Annotated in this window: 17 protein-coding genes and 5 pseudogenes; 18 read left to right on the forward strand and 4 right to left on the reverse strand. The window is 69.6% G+C overall.

The window, feature by feature from the left end; translation table 11 throughout:
* Positions 1-252: 252 nt before the first annotated feature.
* The gene (locus MOV08_RS00835) at positions 253-1,254 is read right to left on the reverse strand and encodes a glycoside hydrolase family 16 protein (protein ID WP_275305759.1); all 1,002 of its coding nucleotides are present in this window, start codon (positions 1,252-1,254) and stop codon (positions 253-255) included.
* Between the two features lie 474 nt (positions 1,255-1,728).
* On the opposite strand from MOV08_RS00835, the gene MOV08_RS00840 reads away from it, so the two are divergent.
* From MOV08_RS00840 to MOV08_RS00875, 8 genes and pseudogenes are all read left to right on the forward strand, one after another.
* Positions 1,729-2,541 (forward strand): maleylpyruvate isomerase family mycothiol-dependent enzyme, encoded by an 813-nt coding sequence (locus tag MOV08_RS00840; protein WP_275305760.1) that lies wholly within the window; start codon positions 1,729-1,731, stop codon positions 2,539-2,541.
* A gap of 10 nt (positions 2,542-2,551) precedes the next feature.
* Positions 2,552-2,676, forward strand: a pseudogene (locus MOV08_RS43975) (carboxylesterase family protein); the annotation flags it as partial.
* Positions 2,677-2,802: 126 nt separating this feature from the next.
* Positions 2,803-3,201 (forward strand): hypothetical protein, encoded by a 399-nt coding sequence (locus tag MOV08_RS00850; protein ID WP_275312056.1) that lies wholly within the window; start codon positions 2,803-2,805, stop codon positions 3,199-3,201.
* Positions 3,202-3,268: 67 nt separating this feature from the next.
* Positions 3,269-4,195: a DUF4232 domain-containing protein gene (locus MOV08_RS00855; RefSeq protein ID WP_275305761.1), complete on the forward strand. Its 927-nt coding sequence runs from the start codon at positions 3,269-3,271 to the stop codon at positions 4,193-4,195.
* A 241-nt stretch (positions 4,196-4,436) separates the two neighbouring features.
* Positions 4,437-4,922 carry a cupredoxin domain-containing protein gene (locus MOV08_RS00860; RefSeq protein ID WP_275305762.1) on the forward strand — a complete coding sequence of 162 codons (486 nt, stop codon included), beginning with the start codon at positions 4,437-4,439 and terminating at the stop codon, positions 4,920-4,922.
* Positions 4,923-4,987: 65 nt separating this feature from the next.
* Positions 4,988-5,428 carry a hypothetical protein gene (locus tag MOV08_RS00865; RefSeq protein WP_275305763.1) on the forward strand — a complete coding sequence of 147 codons (441 nt, stop codon included), beginning with the start codon at positions 4,988-4,990 and terminating at the stop codon, positions 5,426-5,428.
* A 4-nt stretch (positions 5,429-5,432) separates the two neighbouring features.
* Positions 5,433-5,990, forward strand: a complete 558-nt coding sequence (locus MOV08_RS00870) for a DUF6529 family protein (protein WP_275305764.1) — start codon at positions 5,433-5,435, stop codon at positions 5,988-5,990.
* Positions 5,991-6,477: 487 nt separating this feature from the next.
* Complete coding sequence (locus tag MOV08_RS00875; protein WP_275305765.1) at positions 6,478-7,770, forward strand: cytochrome P450; 1,293 nt, start codon at positions 6,478-6,480, stop codon at positions 7,768-7,770.
* A gap of 108 nt (positions 7,771-7,878) precedes the next feature.
* Here the strand turns inward: MOV08_RS00875 and MOV08_RS00880 are convergent, their stop codons facing one another.
* Entirely contained in the window at positions 7,879-8,436 is a 558-nt protein-coding gene (locus tag MOV08_RS00880) for a GNAT family N-acetyltransferase (protein ID WP_275305766.1), read from the reverse strand.
* Between the two features lie 569 nt (positions 8,437-9,005).
* Between MOV08_RS00880 and MOV08_RS00885 the strand changes: the two genes are divergently transcribed.
* The 6 genes and pseudogenes from MOV08_RS00885 (at position 9,006) to MOV08_RS00905 (ending at position 13,516) form a co-directional block, all read left to right on the forward strand.
* Positions 9,006-9,233: a ferredoxin gene (locus MOV08_RS00885; protein WP_275305767.1), complete on the forward strand. Its 228-nt coding sequence runs from the start codon at positions 9,006-9,008 to the stop codon at positions 9,231-9,233.
* Positions 9,230-10,606, forward strand: a pseudogene (locus MOV08_RS00890) (NAD(P)/FAD-dependent oxidoreductase); the annotation flags it as partial. The gene MOV08_RS00885 and the pseudogene MOV08_RS00890, both read left to right, overlap by 4 nt.
* A 126-nt stretch (positions 10,607-10,732) precedes the next feature.
* Positions 10,733-11,854, forward strand: coding sequence for a cytochrome P450 (locus MOV08_RS00895; protein WP_338057374.1), 1,122 nt, complete (start codon positions 10,733-10,735; stop codon positions 11,852-11,854).
* Between the two features lie 77 nt (positions 11,855-11,931).
* Positions 11,932-12,077 (forward strand): annotated as a pseudogene (locus MOV08_RS43980) (NADP-dependent oxidoreductase); the annotation flags it as partial.
* 3 nt (positions 12,078-12,080) lie between these two features.
* Positions 12,081-12,226, forward strand: a pseudogene (locus MOV08_RS43985) (NADP-dependent oxidoreductase); the annotation flags it as partial.
* Positions 12,227-12,466: 240 nt separating this feature from the next.
* The gene (locus tag MOV08_RS00905; protein WP_275305768.1) at positions 12,467-13,516 is read left to right on the forward strand and encodes a chitinase; all 1,050 of its coding nucleotides are present in this window, start codon (positions 12,467-12,469) and stop codon (positions 13,514-13,516) included.
* Positions 13,517-13,674: 158 nt separating this feature from the next.
* Here MOV08_RS00905 and MOV08_RS43990 read toward each other — a convergent pair.
* A pseudogene (locus MOV08_RS43990) lies at positions 13,675-13,848 on the reverse strand (hypothetical protein); the annotation flags it as partial.
* A gap of 189 nt (positions 13,849-14,037) precedes the next feature.
* Here MOV08_RS43990 and MOV08_RS00910 point away from each other — a divergent pair.
* From MOV08_RS00910 to MOV08_RS00920, 3 genes are all read left to right on the forward strand, one after another.
* Positions 14,038-14,565 carry a hypothetical protein gene (locus tag MOV08_RS00910; protein WP_039628695.1) on the forward strand — a complete coding sequence of 176 codons (528 nt, stop codon included), beginning with the start codon at positions 14,038-14,040 and terminating at the stop codon, positions 14,563-14,565.
* Between the two features lie 263 nt (positions 14,566-14,828).
* Complete coding sequence (locus MOV08_RS00915; RefSeq protein WP_039628697.1) at positions 14,829-15,389, forward strand: cysteine hydrolase family protein; 561 nt, start codon at positions 14,829-14,831, stop codon at positions 15,387-15,389.
* A gap of 492 nt (positions 15,390-15,881) precedes the next feature.
* Entirely contained in the window at positions 15,882-18,053 is a 2,172-nt protein-coding gene (locus MOV08_RS00920; protein WP_275305769.1) for an alpha/beta hydrolase, read from the forward strand.
* A gap of 178 nt (positions 18,054-18,231) precedes the next feature.
* On the opposite strand, the gene MOV08_RS00925 is transcribed toward MOV08_RS00920, so the two are convergent.
* Positions 18,232-18,684 carry a winged helix-turn-helix transcriptional regulator gene (locus MOV08_RS00925; RefSeq protein ID WP_039628701.1) on the reverse strand — a complete coding sequence of 151 codons (453 nt, stop codon included), beginning with the start codon at positions 18,682-18,684 and terminating at the stop codon, positions 18,232-18,234.
* A gap of 96 nt (positions 18,685-18,780) precedes the next feature.
* Here MOV08_RS00925 and MOV08_RS00930 point away from each other — a divergent pair, with 96 nt between their 5' ends.
* A complete protein-coding gene (locus MOV08_RS00930) occupies positions 18,781-20,046 on the forward strand; it encodes an MFS transporter (RefSeq protein ID WP_275305770.1) in 1,266 nt (421 codons plus the stop codon).
* The last annotated feature ends 275 nt before the right edge of the window (positions 20,047-20,321 follow it).

Genomic DNA, 20,321 nt, shown 5'->3' on the forward strand with positions numbered 1-20,321 from the left:
TCGCACCTGCGCGGCGCCGGACGTCGGGTGCGCTGCTGACGCGCAAGGAGAAATTCGCCGACCCGGAACACCCGGAACGCTTCGACAGGCGCCCCGCGCTCCCAACCCCCACCTCGCCTTCGGCCACGGCAAGTACTTCCGCCTGTGCGCACCCCTGGCACACCTCGCCCTGTGCACCGTCTGCGAACGACTGCCGCAGCGCCGGCCGGACCTGTGCTCCCAGGAACCCTGTTGGCAATCTCCCACGAGGGATTACGGGGTGGCTGCTTGCCGGACATGCCTGGCGGTGGGGACAACCGGTCCGCTGCCGGCGGCAGGCGGCTGCACGGAGACGGCGACGTGGTCGACGAGCATCGAGCCGCCGGGACTGGTGGCGTCGGTGGGGGTGGGTGATCCTGCCACGCCGTCCGGGAACGCCCCGCCCATGGCGAGGTTCAGCAGCAGGAAGTGTCCGTGGTGGGTGGCTTTCGCCCAGGTGTCGGCGTCCGTCTCGGAGGCGTTGACGGTGTGGAACTGCTGCCCGTCGACGTACCAGTGCAGTGCTTCGTTGGCCGGGTCGGTGCGGTCGAGCTCCAGTGCATAGGTGTGGAAACCGGCCTGGCAGGCACTGCCCGGGCAGTCGCGGGAACTGCTCTTGCCCTGGGTCTCGTTGCACGGCCCACCGGGGTTGACGCCGCAGTGCAGCGTTCCCCAGACCTTGTTGAGGCCGTTGACGTTCTCCATGATGTCGAACTCACCGATGCCCGGCCAGTTCTGGTAGTTGCCTCGGTAGTCGGCGCCGAGCGTCCAGAAGGCCGGCCAGTACCCGAGCGCGGAGCCACCGGAGACATCAGGCACCCGGATGCTCGCCTCGATCCGGAGCTTGCCCCCGGCGGGGGCCGCGAAGTCGGTACGCCGGGTCTCGATCCGACCCGAGGTCCAGGTGGCGCCGTCCCGTTGCGCGGTGATCTTGAGATGGCCCGCGCCGTCGAGCTGGAGGTTCTCCGGACGGTCGGTGTACGTCTGACGCTCACCCGTGCCCCAGTGGGGCGGGCCTCCCGGGTATCCGGTACCGGTGTCGACGATCCAGTCGTCGACGGAGGGAGACGATCCGGCGGCACCGTCGAAATCCGCACGCCAGACTTGCTCGAAGGCAGCGACCTGCCGCGCAGGAGCAGTCACTGCTCTTCCGGAGGCCGCGGGGAGGGCGAGGGCGTACGCAGTGACGATCACAGCACTCGCGGCGCAGAACACCGTCTTCTTCTTCAGGCCCATGTCGTATTGCTCCTCGATGTGGTGGGGGGTGAGGAGTTCGGTGCAGTCGTACCCGGAATGAGAGCACTCTCACCTCAGTCCGGCGCACCCTGCCGATTCGGCGACGTGCCGTCAAGTGGCCACGACGGAAACGGACTTATATGTGTCGCCGTGCGCCACTTGGCCCCACTGATTTCGACGTCGGCACCAAGCTGCGGACTGCGGACCGCTCACCGGCGGCAGTGGCGCGGCGCTCGCTGCTTGTGCTGACAGTCGGCCGGTCCCCTGTTGGTTCAAGACGCGATCAGCTCACGCTCGGCCGCACGGGCAGCCACCAGGCAGGCGTGGCTTTCCATCACGCATCGGCAGCCTGGGTGATGAGCACGCGCCCTGCGCTGTCGGATTTGCCTTCGAGCGCGCTCCAACCTTCACACTGTTGACGACGAGACCGTGCTGCGGACAGAGAAGACAGAAAGACAGAGAAGGTGGCAGGCGATGGAGACGACAGGCCGGGCGGGGCATCCTCTGCCGTACGGCATCTACCAACAGGCGATCGAGCGGGAAACGCTGCATTTCGTCCAGGTGGTCAGGGGCGCGGATCCCGCGACCGCCGTGCCTTCCTGCCCGGACTGGACACTGGCCGAGCTCACCCGGCACGTGGGAGCGGTGCAACGCTGGTTCTGCGCACTGCTGACCCGGATGGTGCAGGAACCTCCGTCCAGCCGTGACGTGGAGCTGGGGCTGCCGCATCGCGTGGAGGAATATCCCGACTGGCTGGCCGCGGGCGTACCCGAAGTGGTTGGCGTGCTGCGGGCCGTCGACCCCCAGGCGGCGATGTGGGCCTGGGGTGAGGACCAGCACGCGCGGTTCTGGGCCCGCCGGATGCTGTTCGAAACGCTGGTGCACCGGGTGGACGCGGAACACGCCGTCGGTCGGGAGTCGGAGATCGACCCCGCGCTGGCGGCGGACGGGGTGGACGAATTCCTGGTCAATCTGCCCTACGCGGGCAGTTTCGCCCCGGCCGTGGCGAAACTGCGCGGCAACGGCGAGACCATCGCCTTCCGGTGCACCGGTCCCACCGGTGAAGCGGAAAAGGAGTGGCAGGTGCGACTGGATCCGGACGGCTTCCGCCTGCTGCCGCAGACAGGAACCCATGTCCCGCCGACCGAACCACAGGCCGCTGTACGAGGGAAGGCAGCGGACCTCCTGCTGCTGCTCTACGGACGCAGGTCCTACCAGGAGACCGCCTTCGAGGTCTCGGGAGAGGCCACCGCACTCGACCGCTGGTTCGCCCATACAGCCTTCTGACCGCGGCAACCCGGTCAAGGTCTTCGTGCACGGCGGCGGATTCCTGGCGGTTCCACCCGCTCCACGCGCTACGACGGCACCGCCTTCGCCCGCGACGGTGTGGTACTGGTGACGGTCAACTATCGCCTGGCGGTGCCCCGGCCGCACCAGGCACGGCGGGCCTCCTCCACCGCGCGATCGTCCAAAGCGAGAGTGGCCTGGGCGCGTTCTCCCGTGAGGCCGGCTCGGCGCAGCCCACCCGCTGCGTGAGCAGGGAAGCCGATGGAAAAGCATGGGTTCGCCGGCCCCGCTCCATCCAGGCACTCGACCAAACGGCCTACAGGCCATGCACGTCAAGATGCCGAACGCATCGTATGCGTCCAGGATGGCCATGCGTACACCTTCTCCGGTGCACAACTCCCCGTCTTCGTGAACGCGAAGGCGGGGCGTTTTGCTGAGCTGGCGCGGCACTTGGTGCCAGGCCCGCCGACGTCGGCCTGCGGGCGCTCATTCTGGCTTCCGTGGCTGCGCGCCGGCGCCTGCGGACACCGCGGCCCAGGCCGGTCGGACACCCCGGAGCAGATCGTCACGCAACTCGCCGAGCGCTCGGTTCTGGGCGACGACGGCGCCATCGGCATCGCCGCATTCACCCCATATGGCCGCAGCAGCCCGGCTTTGTGACACCCCTGTGACCGGAATTATGGCCTCCATCACGTGCGCGCAGTCCATGCCTTGGTGGGGTGGTCGAATGCGACGACCTGTTTCCCTCATCTCGGCTCTCGCCGCGACCGCCCTGCTCCTGACGGCCTGTGGGACGGAGCGTGCGGGTGCCGGGAGCACCGGCGCCCGCGCGGCCGCGCCGCCATCCCGCACGCAGGTCGACGATCCGGGCAAGGACGGCGTGCGGATCACCTCACTGACCCTCCCGTCGCCCTCCGCCCCGCCCACCCGCAGCACTTCCGTCTCCGCCGACAGCCTCGCCACTGGCTCAGGGGTCTCTGCCTCCTACGAAGTGACCAATGAAGGCGCCGAGACGCTGACCTACTCGGTCGTGTTCACCTTCATGGGTGGTGATGGTGGGGCGGTGACCCATCAGACCGTGATCGTGCGCGAGGTCGGCCCCGGCAAGACCGTGCGCGGCATCGTCCGGGCCGGAGAACTGCCGTCCGCTGCGCCGCGAGTGACACAGGCCAAGGTCCTCAAAGTGACCAAGGTCCCCGCGAGTGAGGCGCCGGCCGAGCCGGGCACATGCCCCGCCTCCGGAGTCCGCGTCAGTGCCGACCAGGGCGACGCAGCCATGGGACTGCGCGTCGTGGGCCTGCACCTGGACAACTGCGGCACACGCGACTACACCCTTGAGGGCTACCCGCTGCTGGAACTCCTGGACGGCGACCTCCGGCCCGTCCACGGCATCAAGATCCTCCACGGCAGCGGCGAGATCACCACCAGCGCCGGGCCCGACGAGCAGCCCCGGCCCGTCACGCTCAAACCCGGCGAGTCGGCGACTGCCGGCCTGGTCTGGCGCAACACCACCGGGTCCGGTACGCCGGTGAACGTGCCCTCGGTGCGGGTCCGGGCGAAGACCGGCGCCGCACCGGTCACGGTAACCCCGGACCTCGACCTGGGAACCACCGGAAAGCTCGGAGTCAAACCGTGGGCGAAGGCGGAGCACTAGGCCGCATCCGCAAAGGGCCTCGTGCACCTGACGGCGGACGTCGACCGGCCGGCATACGTGCGTAGGAACTTTCGCCTGCGCGGGACAGTCGGTCACCGGCCGCGGTTCGGGCTGCGGCCCTTTCACCGCTGATGATGGCCGCGGCGGCCCGATCGGGTGATGGCCCGCCCGCGGAGAGTGTCGGCGTTGGCGCGGCCAGGAACGTGGGCCAGTCTCGTCGCGGAAGGGAGGCCCGCCAAACATGGCCGTGCACTGCTTCGGATCTCCGCGCCCCGCCCGTGACGGAGTGAAGTTCCTGGCGCTCATCGCGCTGACCGCCGCCACTGCGTGCTCCAACGGTTCGACCCCGGCCCCGACCGGGAGTCCGAGCGCGAGCGCGAAGCCGGCCAGGACGATCACCGTCACGATGAAGGAGTATTCACTGGCCCTCTCGCCGGCCCAGGCGGCCGCGGGGACCGTCACGTTCGTCGTGGACAACGCCGGCGCCATCGCACACGCACTGACCGTTGCGGGGCCCGGCGTGTCCGATGCGCACACCTCGACCGTCCCGCCCGGCGGCCAGGCTCGGCTCACCGTCACCCTCAAGGCCGGCAGCTACGAGCTGTGGTGCCCCATCGGCAAACACCGGGAACTCGGCATGGACACCCACCTCCAGGTCGGCGGGAACGGCCCGGCGTCACCGGCCCCCGGCAGCGCCGCCGCGACCGCGACTGCGACGGGTCAGTAGCGATGGCTCCCGGACCCAGCGGCCGCCCGCACCGCACCGCCATCAGCCGGCGCACGGTCGTGCGCGTGTTCCTCCAAGTCGTAACCGCCGCCGCACTGGCCGTGAACGCCTACGTGCACGCCGGCCTCGCCGCTGCCTTTGACCGGGTCGGGCAGCAGATCACCCAGGGAACGCTGTTCCGTCTCGAAGCCGCCGTGGCGTCCCTGGTCGCGCTGCTGGTCCTGCTCTTCGGTCGCCGGCGGCCGGTGTGGGCGTTGGCCTTCCTGGTGTCCGTCTCCGCCCTGGGCGCCGTGCTGCTCTATCGGTATGTGAACGTGGGCCCGCTCGGTCCGCTGCCGAACATGTACGAGCCGGTCTGGTGGCCGGACAAGACCGCCAGCGCGATCGCCGAGGCCGTCGGTGCCGTGACCGCGCTCGGCGGCTTTCTGATCACCGGCTCGCCGCGCTCCGCGTCCACTCGGGCCGGCGCTCCTCAGAGCGACAAGGCCGACGGCGGGGGCGGCTGATCACGTGCCACGCCTCACCCTCCGCGCCGAATCCCGGCAGCTCCTGGGGCTGTTGTGGCTGCTGCTGCCCCTGTCGGTGACCGCCGCCCTGTTCTGGTTCGGCCTGGTACACACCCCGCAGCATCGGCGCAGCTTCTTCGGGACGCACGGCCCCGCCGTCATCCTGCTCAAGTCCCAGCTGGGCAGCGCCCTGTTGGGACTGGCTCTGATCCAGTTGGTCCTCGCGCTGTGGATGTACGGCCGGCTGCCCGGCCTGCGCGCCGCGCCGCACCGAGTGGGCACCGTGCACCGCCTGATCGGTGTGTTCGCTTTCCTGTTCTCCATCCCGATCGCCCGGCAATGCATCCTCGCCTACGGCGTCAGCCTGACCGGGCCGCGCCAGGCGCTGCACTCGCTCGCCGGCTGTTTTCTCTACGGGGCCTTCGTCGCCAAGGTGGTCGTGGTGCGCCACCGCCGCTGGCCGGGCTGGGCGCTCCCGCTCGCCGGTGGCACGCTGGTCACGGTGATCGCCCTGGCCTGGTACTCGGCGGCGTTGTGGTACTTCCGGCTGCCCGGCCTGTAGGCGGACGACGTCGGATCGGTGCCGTCGTCGGCCCCTATCGGCAGTGGTCACGGCTCGCCAACCCGCCGCCTTCCCGAGGTGCGAGGTGACCGGTTCGCGCGAAAGCCGTTCCGTTCCTTCGGGGCGCTGGTGCCGCCGGTCTTGAGCCGGCTGCGGGCCCGGCCCGCAAGCACGTGCCTTATATCCGTGCATGCGGCCAATACCCTAAAATAGGCTATATGTGCTATGGGTCGAGAATTGCACGTCCGGCACATGGCGCTGAAGGCAAGCGAGAGGAGTGCCTCATGATCGCCAAGCTGCTCGCCAAGTTGTCCTTCACCCGCAACTACGGTGCGTACGGTGCCCACGACTGGGGCACGCACACCGGCGACGACAGGGTGTGACCACACGGTCGGCGGGCGCCACAGGCTCCCGCCGGCTCCTGGCCGCGCTGCCGACGATATCGGCCTGACTGGTACGAGAAGTCAGGGGCAATGCCATGGGCCCAGTGAACGAGCCGCCGCGGTTGCCCGGAGGCAGCTTCGCGGCCTGGAGCCGCGACCGGCTGGCACTGGCGCGCCGTGGCGCCGACGAGTGCGGGGACGTCTGGCAGCTGGAGCCGGGTGTCTACGTAGCCGCTACGGCCGGGGTGTGTGAAGCGGTCCTGCACCGCGCGCAGGACTTTCCCAAGCCGTCCTCGCCCCTCTTCCCCCCGTTGCAGCGGGCCGGCGGAGCGCCGACGCCCGAGGAGCGTGCGCACGCTCGCGCCGCCCGTATGCGCGGACTGCGTCCGCAGGCGGTTGCGGCCCGGATCGGTGAGATCGCGCCCGGGACCGCTCGTTTTGTCGAACAGTGGCCCACGGACCGGGACGTCGAGATTCTGCCCCTGGTGCGGCCCGTCCTGGCAGAGATCGGCGTGCGCTACCTCTTCTCCGAAGACGCTCCCGTCCTGCTGCCCTTCGCCTGGCAGCTCTTCGTGGCCCGGGAGGTCCTCGTACGCCCCTCGCGCTGGGTGTGGCCGCGCTGGGTCCCCACACCGGCACGGCGGTTCCGCACACGGCGGCAAGTCGCCTTCACCAACGCTCTGCGTCCCATCGTCCGCCGACGCCGTTCATCGGGCCGGCTCGGTGACGACGTGCTGGGACAGATGCTCCGGCCCTCCGCCCGCTACGGCCCACTGTCGGAAGAAGCCGTCCTCGACACCCTCCCCGGAATCACCGTCGCGACTTTCGAGACGCCCTCCCGGGCAGCCGGATGGGTCCTGCTCCACCTGGCCCGATACGCCCAGGCCGCGGACCGCGTCGCGGCCGAAGCCGCCCTGCTGCCCGCCGACCCGGCCACGACGACCAGCACCCACCTCGACAACCTGCAATACACCCAGGCGCTGGTACGCGAGGTGCTCCGACTGCACCCCCCGAGCTGGCTGCTCACCCGGCGCGCCCCGCGACAGACCCAGCTCGCCGACTTCACCATCGACGCCGGGTCCACCGTGCTCGTCTGCCCCTACACCGCCCACCGCGACGCACGGGAACACCCCGAGCCGGACCGGTTCCGGCCCGAACGCTGGCTCGACGATTCGGGCTCGCCGGCGAAACCCGGGGTCTTCCTCGGCTTCGGTACCGGGCCGCACGGCTGCGAGGGAGCCGCCCTGGCCATGGCCATGCTCACACTCATGACCGCGCAGACCGCCCGCCGCTACCACTTGAGCGAGCCGCCCGGCGCGGAGCCCGGCTACCGGGTCACCACCTTCGAAGGTCTCGCCACCGCCGGCCTGCACCTGCGTGCCACCTTGCGCGGCTGAGGACAGTCCTCCTGTCGGTTGGAGGCCGCCTCGCAGGGCGCGTCCACCCGCGAACAACGAACGTCGATCAAGTCAGAGTGCCGCTCCACACGCGCTCGGATCACCGGCTCATGGTCCGCTCATCGTGTGTCGCCGGTCGAACTCGTTGACGAGCATGCCCATCATGACGAGGTCGTGGTGCCTGCCGGCGAAGAAAACGTGTTGCCGCAAGCGCCCCTCCTCCGTGAAGCCGAGCCCACGAAAGAGCGCCAGCGATGCCTCGTTGTGGGCCAAGACCGCCGCCAGGCACTTGTGGTAGCGCCGCTCGGCGAACATGAAGCGCAGCAGCAGCACCACGGCTTCCGTCGCGTAGCCCTTGCGCCGGTGGCCGGCGCCGATGGTGATGTCGAACTCGAACCAGCCTGAGCGACGGCCGGTGCGATGTGAGCCGACTGTACCGACCAGCTCTCCCGTGACCGTCGCTTCGACCGCCAACCGGAAGCGGTCGTCATCGCCCTCGGCAACGGCCTGCTCCTTCGCCCAGGCACGGTAGCTCTCGGCGGACCGCGGCAGATCCAGCCGGCCCCCTCGCGGCTCGTCATCGTCGGCGAAACGCACGAATGCCGTCCAGTCTTCGGGCTCGACAGCGCGCAGGCGTACCCGATTACCGGTCCAGGACGATGCCATGCCCATATTTGAACGCTGCTGTGTGCGCGAGGCCGACAGGCACGCCGAGGCAGGCGTTGCCCACCGCGCTCCGTCGGGATCCCGTCGTCGGAGCCTGCCCACGCGATCGACGGGGTCTCCATGGCCCGGTCAAGCGCCCGTGCCCGGGTCCTGCCGTGTGGGCACGCGAAGGGCATGAGGCTGCCGCCAGTCACCGTCACCGCTTCAAGGAGTTCGTTGGACGTCAGGCATTCGCCTCCCGGGCCATCGGACTCGCCGGTATCGGTGCCGCTGTTACGCTGATTTTGTGACGGTTTTCCGGCGCACCGTGCCCCACGATTTCCGTCGAAACGGCGATCCGAAAGAGCGCCGCTCGCGTAACCACAATGCAGCCGCAACCAGGGATACGTCCCTGGTCAGGCGCCGATCGCCTTAGCCGCGATCATCAATTCTTGCCATGGGGACCCGGCGAGCGCGGTGCACCCCCTCGCACTTCGCAGGGGGTGGGCAGCGGCCGGATCCTCCCTCGTTGCGCGCCGGAGTGGCGCTGGCTTGAGGGTCTGCAGCTCCCACTCCCTGTGGAGGTCGGGGTGAAAGTCGTCGTTGATCTCTCCCGATGTGTGGGGTATGCGCAGTGCGCGTTCCTGGCTCCGGAGGCGTTCCGGATGCACGGTGAGGAAGCGCTCATGTACGCCCCGAACCCCGACGACGCCCAGCGCGACCAGGTGCTACGCGCCGCGGCGGCCTGTCCGGTCCAGGCGATCCTGGTCGACCAGTTGGAGGCGCGGCACGGACCGGCGGAGGCGTCCCCGTCATGACCAGTGCCGACGACCTGCGTGCGTTCAAGCGCGATGGCCGCATCGTGGTCGTCGGGGCTTCGCTGGCGGGGCTGCGGGCCGCGGAGGCTCTGCGGGACGAGGGCTTCACCGGATCGTTGACCATGATCGGTGACGAGTTGGGCGAGCCCTACGACCGGCCTCCCCTGTCCAAGCAGGTACTGACCGGGTGGGTGCCGGCCGGGGGCACCGCTTTGCCCCGCCGTCGTGACATCGATGCGGAATGGCTGCTGGGCGTGCCCGCCAGCGGGCTGGACCTCGCGACGCACCACGTGCGTCTCGCCGACGGACGCGAGGTTCCCTTCGACCGGGTGCTGATCTCCACCGGGGTACGGGCCCGGCCGTGGTTCGTCGAGTCCGAGGCGGCCCTGGACGGGGTGTTCGTCGTACGTACCCGCGAGCATGCCGAGAGCCTGCAGCGGGCCCTCGCCGCCGGGCCCTCCCGTGTGCTGGTCATCGGTGCGGGATTCACCGGCTCCGAGATCGCCTCCGTCTGCCGCGAGCGGGACATCCCGGTGACCGTCGCCGAACTCGCGCCGGCCCCGCTGGTCGGGGCGCTCGGCGCCATGATCGGCGAGGTTGCGGCCGACATGCAGCGCGCTCACGGTGTCGACCTGCGGTGCGGTGTCGAGGTCGCCCGGCTGGAGGGCGACGCGCAGGGACGGTTTCGCCGTGCTCACTTCGACGACGGCAGTACGGTCGACGCCGATGTGGCGGTCGTGGCACTCGGAAGCATCCGCAACACCGAGTGGCTGCGGGAGTCGGGACTGGCGGCGGGCGCATGGGGAATCACCTGTGACACGGACTGCCGCGCCCTCGACCTCAACGGCCGCGTCACCGACGACGTCTTCGCCGCGGGAGACGTGGCACGTTGCCCGAACCCCCTCTACGAAGACCGGCTCATCTCGCTGGAGCACTGGGCCAACGCCGTGGAGCAGGCAGAGGTCGCGGCACACAACATGGTCAGTGCCCGGGCGGATCGCCGGCCCCACCTGTCCATCCCGCTGTTCTGGTCGATCCAGTTCGGCGTCAACATCAAGTCCGTCGGCGTGCCGACCTTCGCCGACGAGGTGGTCGTCACCCAGGGATCGCCGGACGACCACCGTTTCGTCACCGCATACGGCTATCGGGGCCGCGTCACGGCCGCCGTGAGCTTCAACAACGGTAAGTGGCTTGACCACTACCGACGGTTGATCGAGACGGCCGCACCTTTCCCGCCCCCCTGCCCGACGCCGGACCAGCCGGAAGACAGGAAACCGGTGCCCGTCGACTTCCCCGGCCCCGCCCTGCTCGCGCAGGGCGCCACGGTGGTCGTCGCAGACCATGACCCGGGTGAGCGCCGCGTCACGGCCGTGCACCGGCATCGGCCGGAGGAAGCCCGGACGACCACGACCGGGACGCCCGGCACGCTGCAACGGATCTTCGACTACTCCGCCCGGGCCGACCCCTACCCGCTGTATGCCGAGTTGCGCAAGACGCCGGTGGCTCGGCAGGAGGACGGCAGCTACGTCATCAGCACCTATCGCGAGATCACGGACGTACTGAACGACCCGCATCTGAGTTCCGACCTGGGCAATCTGTCGCGTCCGCCGCCTCCACCCGAGGAAGGGGCCACGTCGACGTTCATCCACATGGACGCGCCCGAGCACGATCGCCTGCGGCGTATGGCGACGCGTCACTTCGGCCCCCCGCACACCCCTGGGCTGGTGACCGGGCTTGAAGGCTTCCTGACCGCCGCCGTCGGCAGCCTGATCGACGATGTGGCGGGCAGGGAGCAGATCGACATCGTCGACGATTTCGCCTTCCCGCTCCCCGTCAACGTGACCTGTCGCCTGCTCGGCGTGCCACGCGAGGACGAGCCGAGGTTCCACCTCTGGGTGAACGACATCATGAACTCGATCGACTACAACCCCGAGACCGACCCGAAGGAGAAACTGGACAAGGGCGTACAGGCCCGCAAGGACTTGCGCCAGTGCCTCGCTGAGTTGGTGGAACAGTGCCACGGCCGGCCGGGAGACGGCCTGTTGTCACGGCTGGCCAACGACGACGGGCCCGACGGTCGGATGGCCGACGCCGAGATCGTCGCCACCGCCAGACTGCTCCTCGTCGCCGGCCATGAGACCGTCGTCAACCTCATCGCCAACGGCATGCTGACGTTGCTGCGCCACCCGCAGGTGCTGCAGCGACTGCGCGACGAACCGGACCTCGTCGTGCCGCTGGTCGAGGAACTGCTGCGCTACGAGCCCCCCGTGCACATCATTCCCTGGCGGGTGGCGTACAGCGATGTCACCGTCGCCGACACCGTCATCCCCCAGGGCTCGCAGATCATGCTCATGCTGGCCTCGGGCAGCCGCGATCCGAAGCGCTTCCACGATCCGGACCGCTTCGACCCGGACCGGCATGACAACCAGCACCTGGGGTTCGGCAGCGGCATCCACCTGTGTTTCGGCGGCCCGCTGGCCCGGCGGGAAACCCAGATCGCGCTGAGCGAGTTGGTACGCCGGCTCGACCGCCCCAGGCTGGTCGCCGACCCGCCGCCGTACCGGCCCAGCCCCGTTCTTCGGGGCCCGATCCATCTGGACATCGAGCAGGGTCACGGTTGACGCGGCAGCCGAGGGCAGTTGAAAGGCCGCGCCGCGGACGGCCCGGCCGCCTGGCCGGATGGGCATCGGGGTCGCACTGGGCCCGCATGCCTGTGGGCCTGACGTGTGAAGGGGCGGCCGGTCCCCCTCCGTGGTGGAGACCGCGCTGTGCATCATCCGTCAGGTCGGCGTGCGGTCCGGGCGGACGCTGCTGGCCAGTGGTGCGTCCGGGGGCGTCGGCTCGTCGGTACGCCCGCTCGGCCACGTCGGCGCAGCCCTCGACCTGGCCGGCTCGGGCGTGATCCGCGAACTCGTCGAGTTGGGCGGGGATCCGCAGAGGGCGCCCCCATCGCCGGTCGCGGTGCGCCGGACTTCGGCCCCCGGTTCTCCGGCGAAGGACCCGATGCACCCTCCCGTCACGATCATCGGTGCCGGCCTCCGCCGTGCGGATCGCGGAGGACACCTCGCTCTCCGTGCCAACGGCAACCTTGGCTTCAGGAACGCCCCAAGCCGTTGTAAAGGTGGGGTGGTTGCGGCCTACAGGACTCTTGACGGCAGCCTTGGTCTAGTCCAGCTTGTGTCGGTGAACGGTCATGCTTTTTCTTCCTCCCCCACGGAAGGACCGGACACCTGATGAGGAAATCCCCCCGCATAGCCCTGGCGGCGGCAGCCGCCGGAGCGTTGTCCACCCTCGGAATCACCGCCGCCAGCGCAGACACCACACACGTGCAGGCGATCCGCCCGGCGGCCCACCTTGACGCGGGACAGTTCGCCCCGTTCGTGGACATGAGCAACTCCGCCGAGGGCCAGCTCGATGCGGCCATCACCAGCCATGGCGTGAAGACCTACACCGCCGCTTTCACCATCGGCGCCGGTTGCAACAACATCTGGGGCGACACGCTCCCCGTCGGCAACGACTCGAACGTCGACCCGGAGATCGCCAAGGCCAAGGCCGAGGGTGCCGACGTGATCATCTCCTCCGGCGGAGCAAGTGGTGAACCACTGGCCTTCACCTGCACCGACCAGAGCCAGATCGACGCGGGCTACCAGAAGGAACTCACCGCCTACGGCACCAACTCCCTGGACTTCGACATCGAGGGCGCGGCCGTCGCGGACACCGCGGGCGTGGCCCGGCAGATGACCGCGATCAAGGACCTCAAGGCGAGCAACTCCGGGCTGACCGCCTCGGTGACGCTGCCGGTGATGCCCACCGGCCTGACCGCCGACGGGGTCAACGTGCTCAAGGCCGCCAAGGCGGCCGGTGTGAAGCTGGACAACGTCAACATCATGACGATGGACTACGGGCAGGGGACCGGCACCGACATGGGCGCGGCCGCGATCAGCGCGGGCAAGGCCACCCTGGCGCAGATGCAGTCCGTGGACTCCGGCTACACCTACGCCAACCTCGGCATCACCCCGATGATCGGCGTGAACGACGACGGCTCCACCTTCAGCCTGGCCGACGCCGCTTCGGTGGCGAGCTGGGCGGCGAGCAACGGGGTCGGCCGGATGTCCTACTGGTCCGTCAGCCGCGACCAGGCGTGCAGCACGGCTGCGAAGGCCCAGGCGTTGGCCGATGGCGGCATGGACCCCGCGCGCGTCATGAGGCCGGCTTCCTCGCCGGTGTGCAGCGGCGTCGCCCAATCGCCGTTCGCCTTCACCGACGCACTCAGCAACGGCTGACGTCCGCGGTGGTCGGCGCGTCGTCGAGGGTGCGCTCCTGCACTCGGACGGGGACGCCGCCGACCGCAGGCCGAGGTCGACGGGATCCTCGATCTCCGTTCCTCACAAGGCCGTTGACGTCCCTCGTGAGAGGTCTGGTGGCGCCTGATGACGGCCCGCCCCGCGGTCAGGTCCACCCCGGTGACGTGTGGCCGTGCACCGGTCTCGCTGTCATGACGGACCAACTGCTCCGTGCGGCGCTGCTCGGTCTCCACTGGCTTTCTGGGTGCCACCTGCGGTTTTCTGGCACTCCAACCGACCAGTAACTTATGGATCCGTCCCACGCGGGTCACCTGACGCCGTGCGGGACGGCATGGGTCGTAGGGCCGTGGGACGGTGAGCGGGTGGTTGCGGAGCTGGTCGAGCGTGGCAACGGCCCTATGGTGCGGGCGGGGTGGCCGCGGGAGCCGGGGGCTGGCAGCGATCGGGCACTCGCCCGGGGACGGTGCACTGTCGCGACTACGGGCCGGTAGCTTGGGATCATGTCCGCGTTCATACAACAGCTTCCCGCACTGGTCGGGGTCATCATCGGTGCCATCGGCTCGTACTTGGCAGTCACTCGTGGCGATCAAGCCCGCTTCCGGCGTGAGCAGACAGCTCGTTGGGAGGAGCGCCGGCTGGCGGTCTACGCTGAATACGCGAGGGTGCTCAAACAGACCGTCACCCTGACATATCGGGTTGCGGCCCACCTGGGCAACGATCCTCATCCGCACCCCTTGTCGCCCGAGGAGGCCGCTCCTCATCTGACCAACGCGACCGATGCCCGCGATCCCGCCGGAGAGGCGCTACTCATGCTCGGCAGCCCCGACGTGGTAACGAAGGCACGGGAATGGGTCGTCACGGTCATGGACATGGAACGGTTCCTGCGAGACGGGACCCACAACCCCGAGACCTGGTCGGCCATGCTTGTGCAGCAGCGCGCCGCGCGGGAGGGGTATTACGCGGCTGTCCGACGCGACCTGGCGCTCCCGCCCGGCCATTCGGGGGAATGGAGCCTGCCAACGCCGTAGGCGGCTTCGCTGGGATCGGTCGATCGATGGTCTGGGCATGCCGTCAACTGATGCGCGTGGGCGCGGATCGAGCCGCTGCGCTCGGACGGGGCACGCGGAGGGCCGGCCACGCGTCGGGCCGGCCATGCGGATCCACGGTGCTGCACACGTCCGCTGCCGCGCCCGAGGCCGGGCAGGCAGGCAGGCAGGCAGGCAGGCTGAATAACGAGCGCGGAAGACCTCATCCGTTCCCACGCCCAATCAACTTCGTTCCTGGAGGCGACATGAGCACCGCCCTTCTCGTGATGGACGTCCAACAGGCCATCGTCGACATCGCCGACGACGGCTCCGGCTATCTGCCACGCCTGCGCACGGCAATCGACGGAGCCCGGGCCGCGAACATCCCCGTGATCTACGTGGTCATCGCCTTGCGCCCCGGCTTCCCTGAAGTCGGCACGCACAACAGAGCCCTCGCCGCCATCGCACAGGCCGGCCTCTATGTCGAAGGCGCCCCAGGCACCGAGATCCACCCCGACGTGGCACCCCAGCCCGGCGACATCGTGGTCACCAAGAAACGAGCAAGCGCCTTCTCCGGCAGCGACCTCGACATGGTCCTCAGAGCACGCGGAATCGACAGCCTCGTACTCACCGGCATCGCCACCAGCGCGGTAGTGCTCTACACCCTGTGCCAAGCCAACGACCTCGACTTCAACCTCACCGTCCTCTCCGACGGCTGTCTCGACACCGACCCGCGCATACACCACATGCTGATCGAGCAACTGTTCCCGCAGTGGGCGGACGTCACCACCATCAACAACTGGCTCACCACCATCACACCCCAATAGCAACAAGCCACACGCACGGCCACTTCGACCATCAACTCCGTCGGACCTGCCGGCCTTCCCTGTCGCCACGGGGAAGGCCGACCAGGGCACCAACGTGACGCGCAGGCACGGCAGGCACGCACCAATCGGCCACCCCGCTCCACCCGGCGCGCGAGAAGCGGCCGGGCTCCAGCTCAAGACCGCTCCCCCGCCCCGGCGTTCGGCCGCTGCTGCCGGACTCGACAGAGGGGAGTCGTGGGCAGCAGGTGCGTACCCACGCAACGCATTCTCTCAACGAGCCTCGCTGGACGGCTACTTCGCGAATGCCGGGGCACGATCGCCCGAGCCCGGCGGGCACACGGTCGACATTCCGTCGCTCCTCACACCGGCTTCCTCCAGTGCGAGTTGATGCCGCCGCGTCGGGCATAGATGAGCCGGGGGATGCGCTCGACCAGCCGGCACTGCGTGCAGCGCCGACTCGTAGCCGTACCGAGGCCGCCCCAGAGGATCCACATGACCGTTGCCGCCGATGCCACCAACCGCCCTGCCTACCAACGTTCCACCGTGATCCGCCGGACACCGCCCCACCACGGTCTCCTTGCCGTCGCCGTCCTGGCGGCCGCCCTCGCCCTCCTCGGAGCGATGCTCGCCCCGCCGTCTCATGCCACCACCGGTGGAACGAGCCCCGGACTCCGCCTCGGCTCCCTTCAACTCACCCCGTGCGAACAACCCCCGAGCGGCTGGTGCGGAACCGCCGCACTCCCGCTGGACCGCCGGGCCCCCGACAGCCCGACCATCGACATCGGCTTCGAGTGGGTACCGGCCACCGGACGGCCCCAGGGCACCGCGGTCGTGGTCGACGGCGGTCCCGGCTGGGCGACGCGCCACTCCCGCAGTGCCTATCTGGAGATGCTCGGGCCGCTTCGGGGCAGCCGGAACCTGCTGCTGTTCGACCTGCGCGGAACGGGCCGCTCACAGGCCCTCACCTGCCCCGACCTGGAGCACTACGCGGACCAGCCCTCAGGGCCCGACTTCGCGCGGACCGTCGGCGCCTGCGGCGACCTGCTCGATCACACCTGGAAGCGCCCCGACGGCAGTTGGATCCACGCCTCCGAACTCTTCGGGTCCGCCGACTCCGCTCAGGACCTCGCCGATGTCCTCGCCCGACTCGGCGTTTCCGGCGTCGACCTCTACGGCGACTCCTACGGCAGTTGGTTCGCCCAGGTCTTCGCCGCACGGCACCCGTCCCTGCTCCGTTCTCTCACCCTGGACGCCACCTACGAAGTCCTCGGCCTGGACCCCTGGTACACCAGCGGAGTCACCTCCGCCCGCGACGCCTTCGCCGCTGTTTGCCGACGTTCGCCGCAGTGCGCCGCCCACACCTCCACCGACGCGTGGACCCTCGTCTCCGCCCTGGCCGCCCGCCTGCGCACCGCACCGCTCACCGGCACCACCACCGGCCTCGACGGAGAGCCCACCGCCGTAACAGTCACCGTGACCACCCTGGTCGACCTGGTCAACGACGCGGGATCCGACCCGGGGATCTACCGGAGCCTGCAAGCCGCGGCCCACGCACTTCTCACCGGGGGCGACAGCGCCCCGCTGCTCCGCCTGGCCGAACAGACCACCGCCCACGACGGCACCAACGCGCCGCCCCCGGACTTCTCCAGCGCCCTGTACTTCGCCGTGGCCTGCACCGACTATCCGCAGCTGTTCACCATGACCAGCCCGAGCACCGAGCGCGCCCGCCAACTCCGGAGCCGGATCGCCGCCCAACCCACCGGCACCTTCGCTCCGTTCACCGCTGCCGAGTGGACGACCGTCAACGCCTACACCAACGCCTACGACGGCTGCCTCAACTGGCCGGCCCCCCAACGTACGCACACCCCGATCACGACCCACCCGCCCCTGGTGCCCCCGACCCTACCGGCCCTCGTCCTCGGCGGCGATCTCGACTCCCTCACCCCCACCGTCGGCGGCCGACGCGTCGCGGCCCAACTCGGGCGCTCCGCCCGGTTCATCACCGTGCCCAACGTCACCCACATCACCGCCATGCCCGAACGGACCCGGCCGGGACCGGAAGCGTGCGGACAGTCCCTCTACCGCCAATTCCTGCGCAACCCGGCCGCCTTGAAGCACCTGGACGTTTCTTGCACCCGGCACACCCCCGCCATCCCCACCCTCGCCGACTACCCCACCCGCCTCGCCGACACCACCCCCGCAACCCCCGCGCCCGGCAACCAGGCCCGCTCAGACGCTCTGCGCGCGGCCTCCGTCGGCGCATCGGCCGTCGGCGACGCGATCGTCCGAAGCGGCTACCTGACCCACGACCGCGACACCGGACTACGCGGCGGCACCTTGACCGTGACCGGCGCTCCCCAAGCGCACCTCACCCTCACCGACATCCGCTGGGTGACCGACGCCACCGTCAACGGCACCGCAACATGGGACCGCGCCAACGGCACCGTCACCGCACACCTGAGAATCACGCCCGACAGCGACTCCGACACCGACACTGCCGCCACCACCGGCTCCGACTCCGGATCCGGCTCCGGCTCCGGATCCGGCTCCGGCTCCGGCGTCACGATCGACGTCACCTGGAACACCCTCACTCCCCGCACCCCGGCGTCCGTGACAGGCACAGCAGGAGACACCCCACTGCGCGGCACCCTCCCCACACCGTGAGCAGAGCGATCTCATTCGCCCGGGCACAGGCGACCTCCAGCAGCCGGCGCGACGGCTGGAGCACGACGTCGCCGCGCGATGTGCCGTCGAACGGGACACTCAGGACTCCAGCCGAGTACGGGCGTATCACCGTGCCGGCAGATGCCACCGTGCAAAGCCCTCGGGCGTTCGGCTCGGATCAGTGGGTGGGGATCTTGTGGACGGTGGTGTCGTCGGGGTTCAGTCGCCGCCCGTCCGCAGAGCGCACTTCCAGTGGGCGGAGGCGATGTCCCTGGCGGCGGTCGACCAGCTGTGAGTGTGGTTCGTCGGGGGCGAAGAAGTGCTGTTCGCCCCACTGTCGCAGTGCCACGATGACGGGGAAGAGCGCCTGGCCCTTCGGGGTCAGTACGTACTCGCGGTAGGCGCTGCCGTCGGAGGCAGGGACGGATTCGAGGACGCCGCCGGCGACCAGGGTGCGCAGACGCGTGGTGAGGATGTTCTTCGCCACTCCGAGGCTGCGTTGGAACTCCCCGAAGCGCCGGCTTCCGTCGAAGGCGTCCCGCACGATCAGCAGGGACCACCAGTCGCCGATCGCGTCCACCGACCGGGCGACGGGACATTCACTGTCGTCGAAGCGCGTCCTGGTCACCATGGCGTCCCTCACTCTCATATTGGTTGCAACATGCTACCAAGAAAGCTACCGTCTGTGCTGGTAGCAAGTTGAAACCAGATATCCGGAGGAGTGCTGATGCCTGGCAATGGTGAGGCTGTGACACAACAGACCGAGGCTCCGAGCGGGGGACGTTCCTCATTCGTCCTGTCCCGTGGCGTCGTCATACTGTTCGCCGTCGCCTGCGGGGCCGCGGTGGCCAACGTCTACTTCTCCCAGCCGCTGTTGGTGACCATGGGCCACGACCTGGCCATGAGCCCGGCGCTTGTCGGCAGCGTGGTGACCCTCACGCAAGTCGGATACGGGCTGGGACTCTTCTTCCTGGTGCCGCTGGGCGACGTGACCGACCGCAGACGGCTCATCGTGGCCCAGTTACTGCTCCTGGTGGTGGCGTTGGCCGTGGTGGCCGCCGCCCACACTGCGGCGATCCTGCTCGCGGGCATGGCCGCGACGGGGCTTCTCGCGGTCGTCACACAGACGTTGGTGGCCTTCGCGGCGTCACTGGCCCCGCCCGCCGGGCGCGGACGGGTCGTCGGTCTGGTCACCAGCGGCGTGGTCATCGGAATCCTGCTCGCCCGCACCGTATCCGGCCTGATGGCCGATCTCGCGGGCTGGCGCTCCGTCTACCTCGCCTCGGCTTCGTTCACCGTCGTGCTCGCCCTGGTCCTGTACCGGGTGCTGCCGCGCCACAGTGACGCTCCGCCGACGACCCTGCGCTACGGGCAGCTCCTGCGTTCCACCCTCACCCTGTTCGCGCGGGAACGGCTGCTGCGGCTCCGGGCCCTGTTCGGTCTGCTGGTCTTCGCCGCCTTCAGCACCCTGTGGAGCAGCATCGCGCTGCCGCTCAGCGAGGCCCCGTATTTCCTGCCGCACAGTGCGATCGGGGCGTTGGGGCTGATCGGTGTCGCCGGCGCCCTGGCCGCGACCGTGGCGGGCCGCCTGAACGACCGCGGACTCTCCCGGCGGACCACCGGCATCGCCCTGGCGCTGCTCGCCGCCTCGTGGTTGCCGCTGGCCTTCACCCGCAGCTCGCTGTGGGCCCTGGTCGTCGGGGTGATCCTCCTCGACCTCGCCGTGCAGGCGGTCCATGTCACCAACCAGACCCTGATCTACGCGCTGCACCCGGAGGCGGGCAGCCGACTGATCGGCGGATACATGGTCTTCTACTCGATCGGCAGCGCCACCGGCGCCATCGCCGCAACCTCCCTCTACACGGCGGCCGGCTGGGGCGCCGTCTGCGCGCTGGGGGCCGCCTTCAGCTGCCTGGGGCTCGTGCTGTGGGCGTTCACGGGACGCGGCGCTCCGGAGCGCGCCGCCGAGACGGCCGCTCGCAGCGAAGCCTGAGCGGTCGCGTCGAACGTCGGGTGACGGGCACGCCGTGGATCAGAGAACGGTGCGGCCCCGGTTCGGAGGCCGGGCACGCGTTGGTAGGCGGGGTGTCCGGGACGTCGTCGGAGCGTGAGGCGGGGCGCGTGTCTTGAAGAGATCTCCTGGTCGCGTCGGGCGGGCGTGAGCCGCCCGGCGGCCAGGAGTTCTTCGTCGCCGGAGCGAAGGCATCGCGGACGTGGCGAGCTGTTCGAGGCGGGCTTCGCTTTCCGGGTCAACTTCCCTCTGCGGGT

Source organism: Streptomyces yunnanensis, assembly GCF_029011865.1.
GTDB classification, from domain to species: Bacteria; Actinomycetota; Actinomycetes; order Streptomycetales; family Streptomycetaceae; genus Streptomyces; species Streptomyces yunnanensis.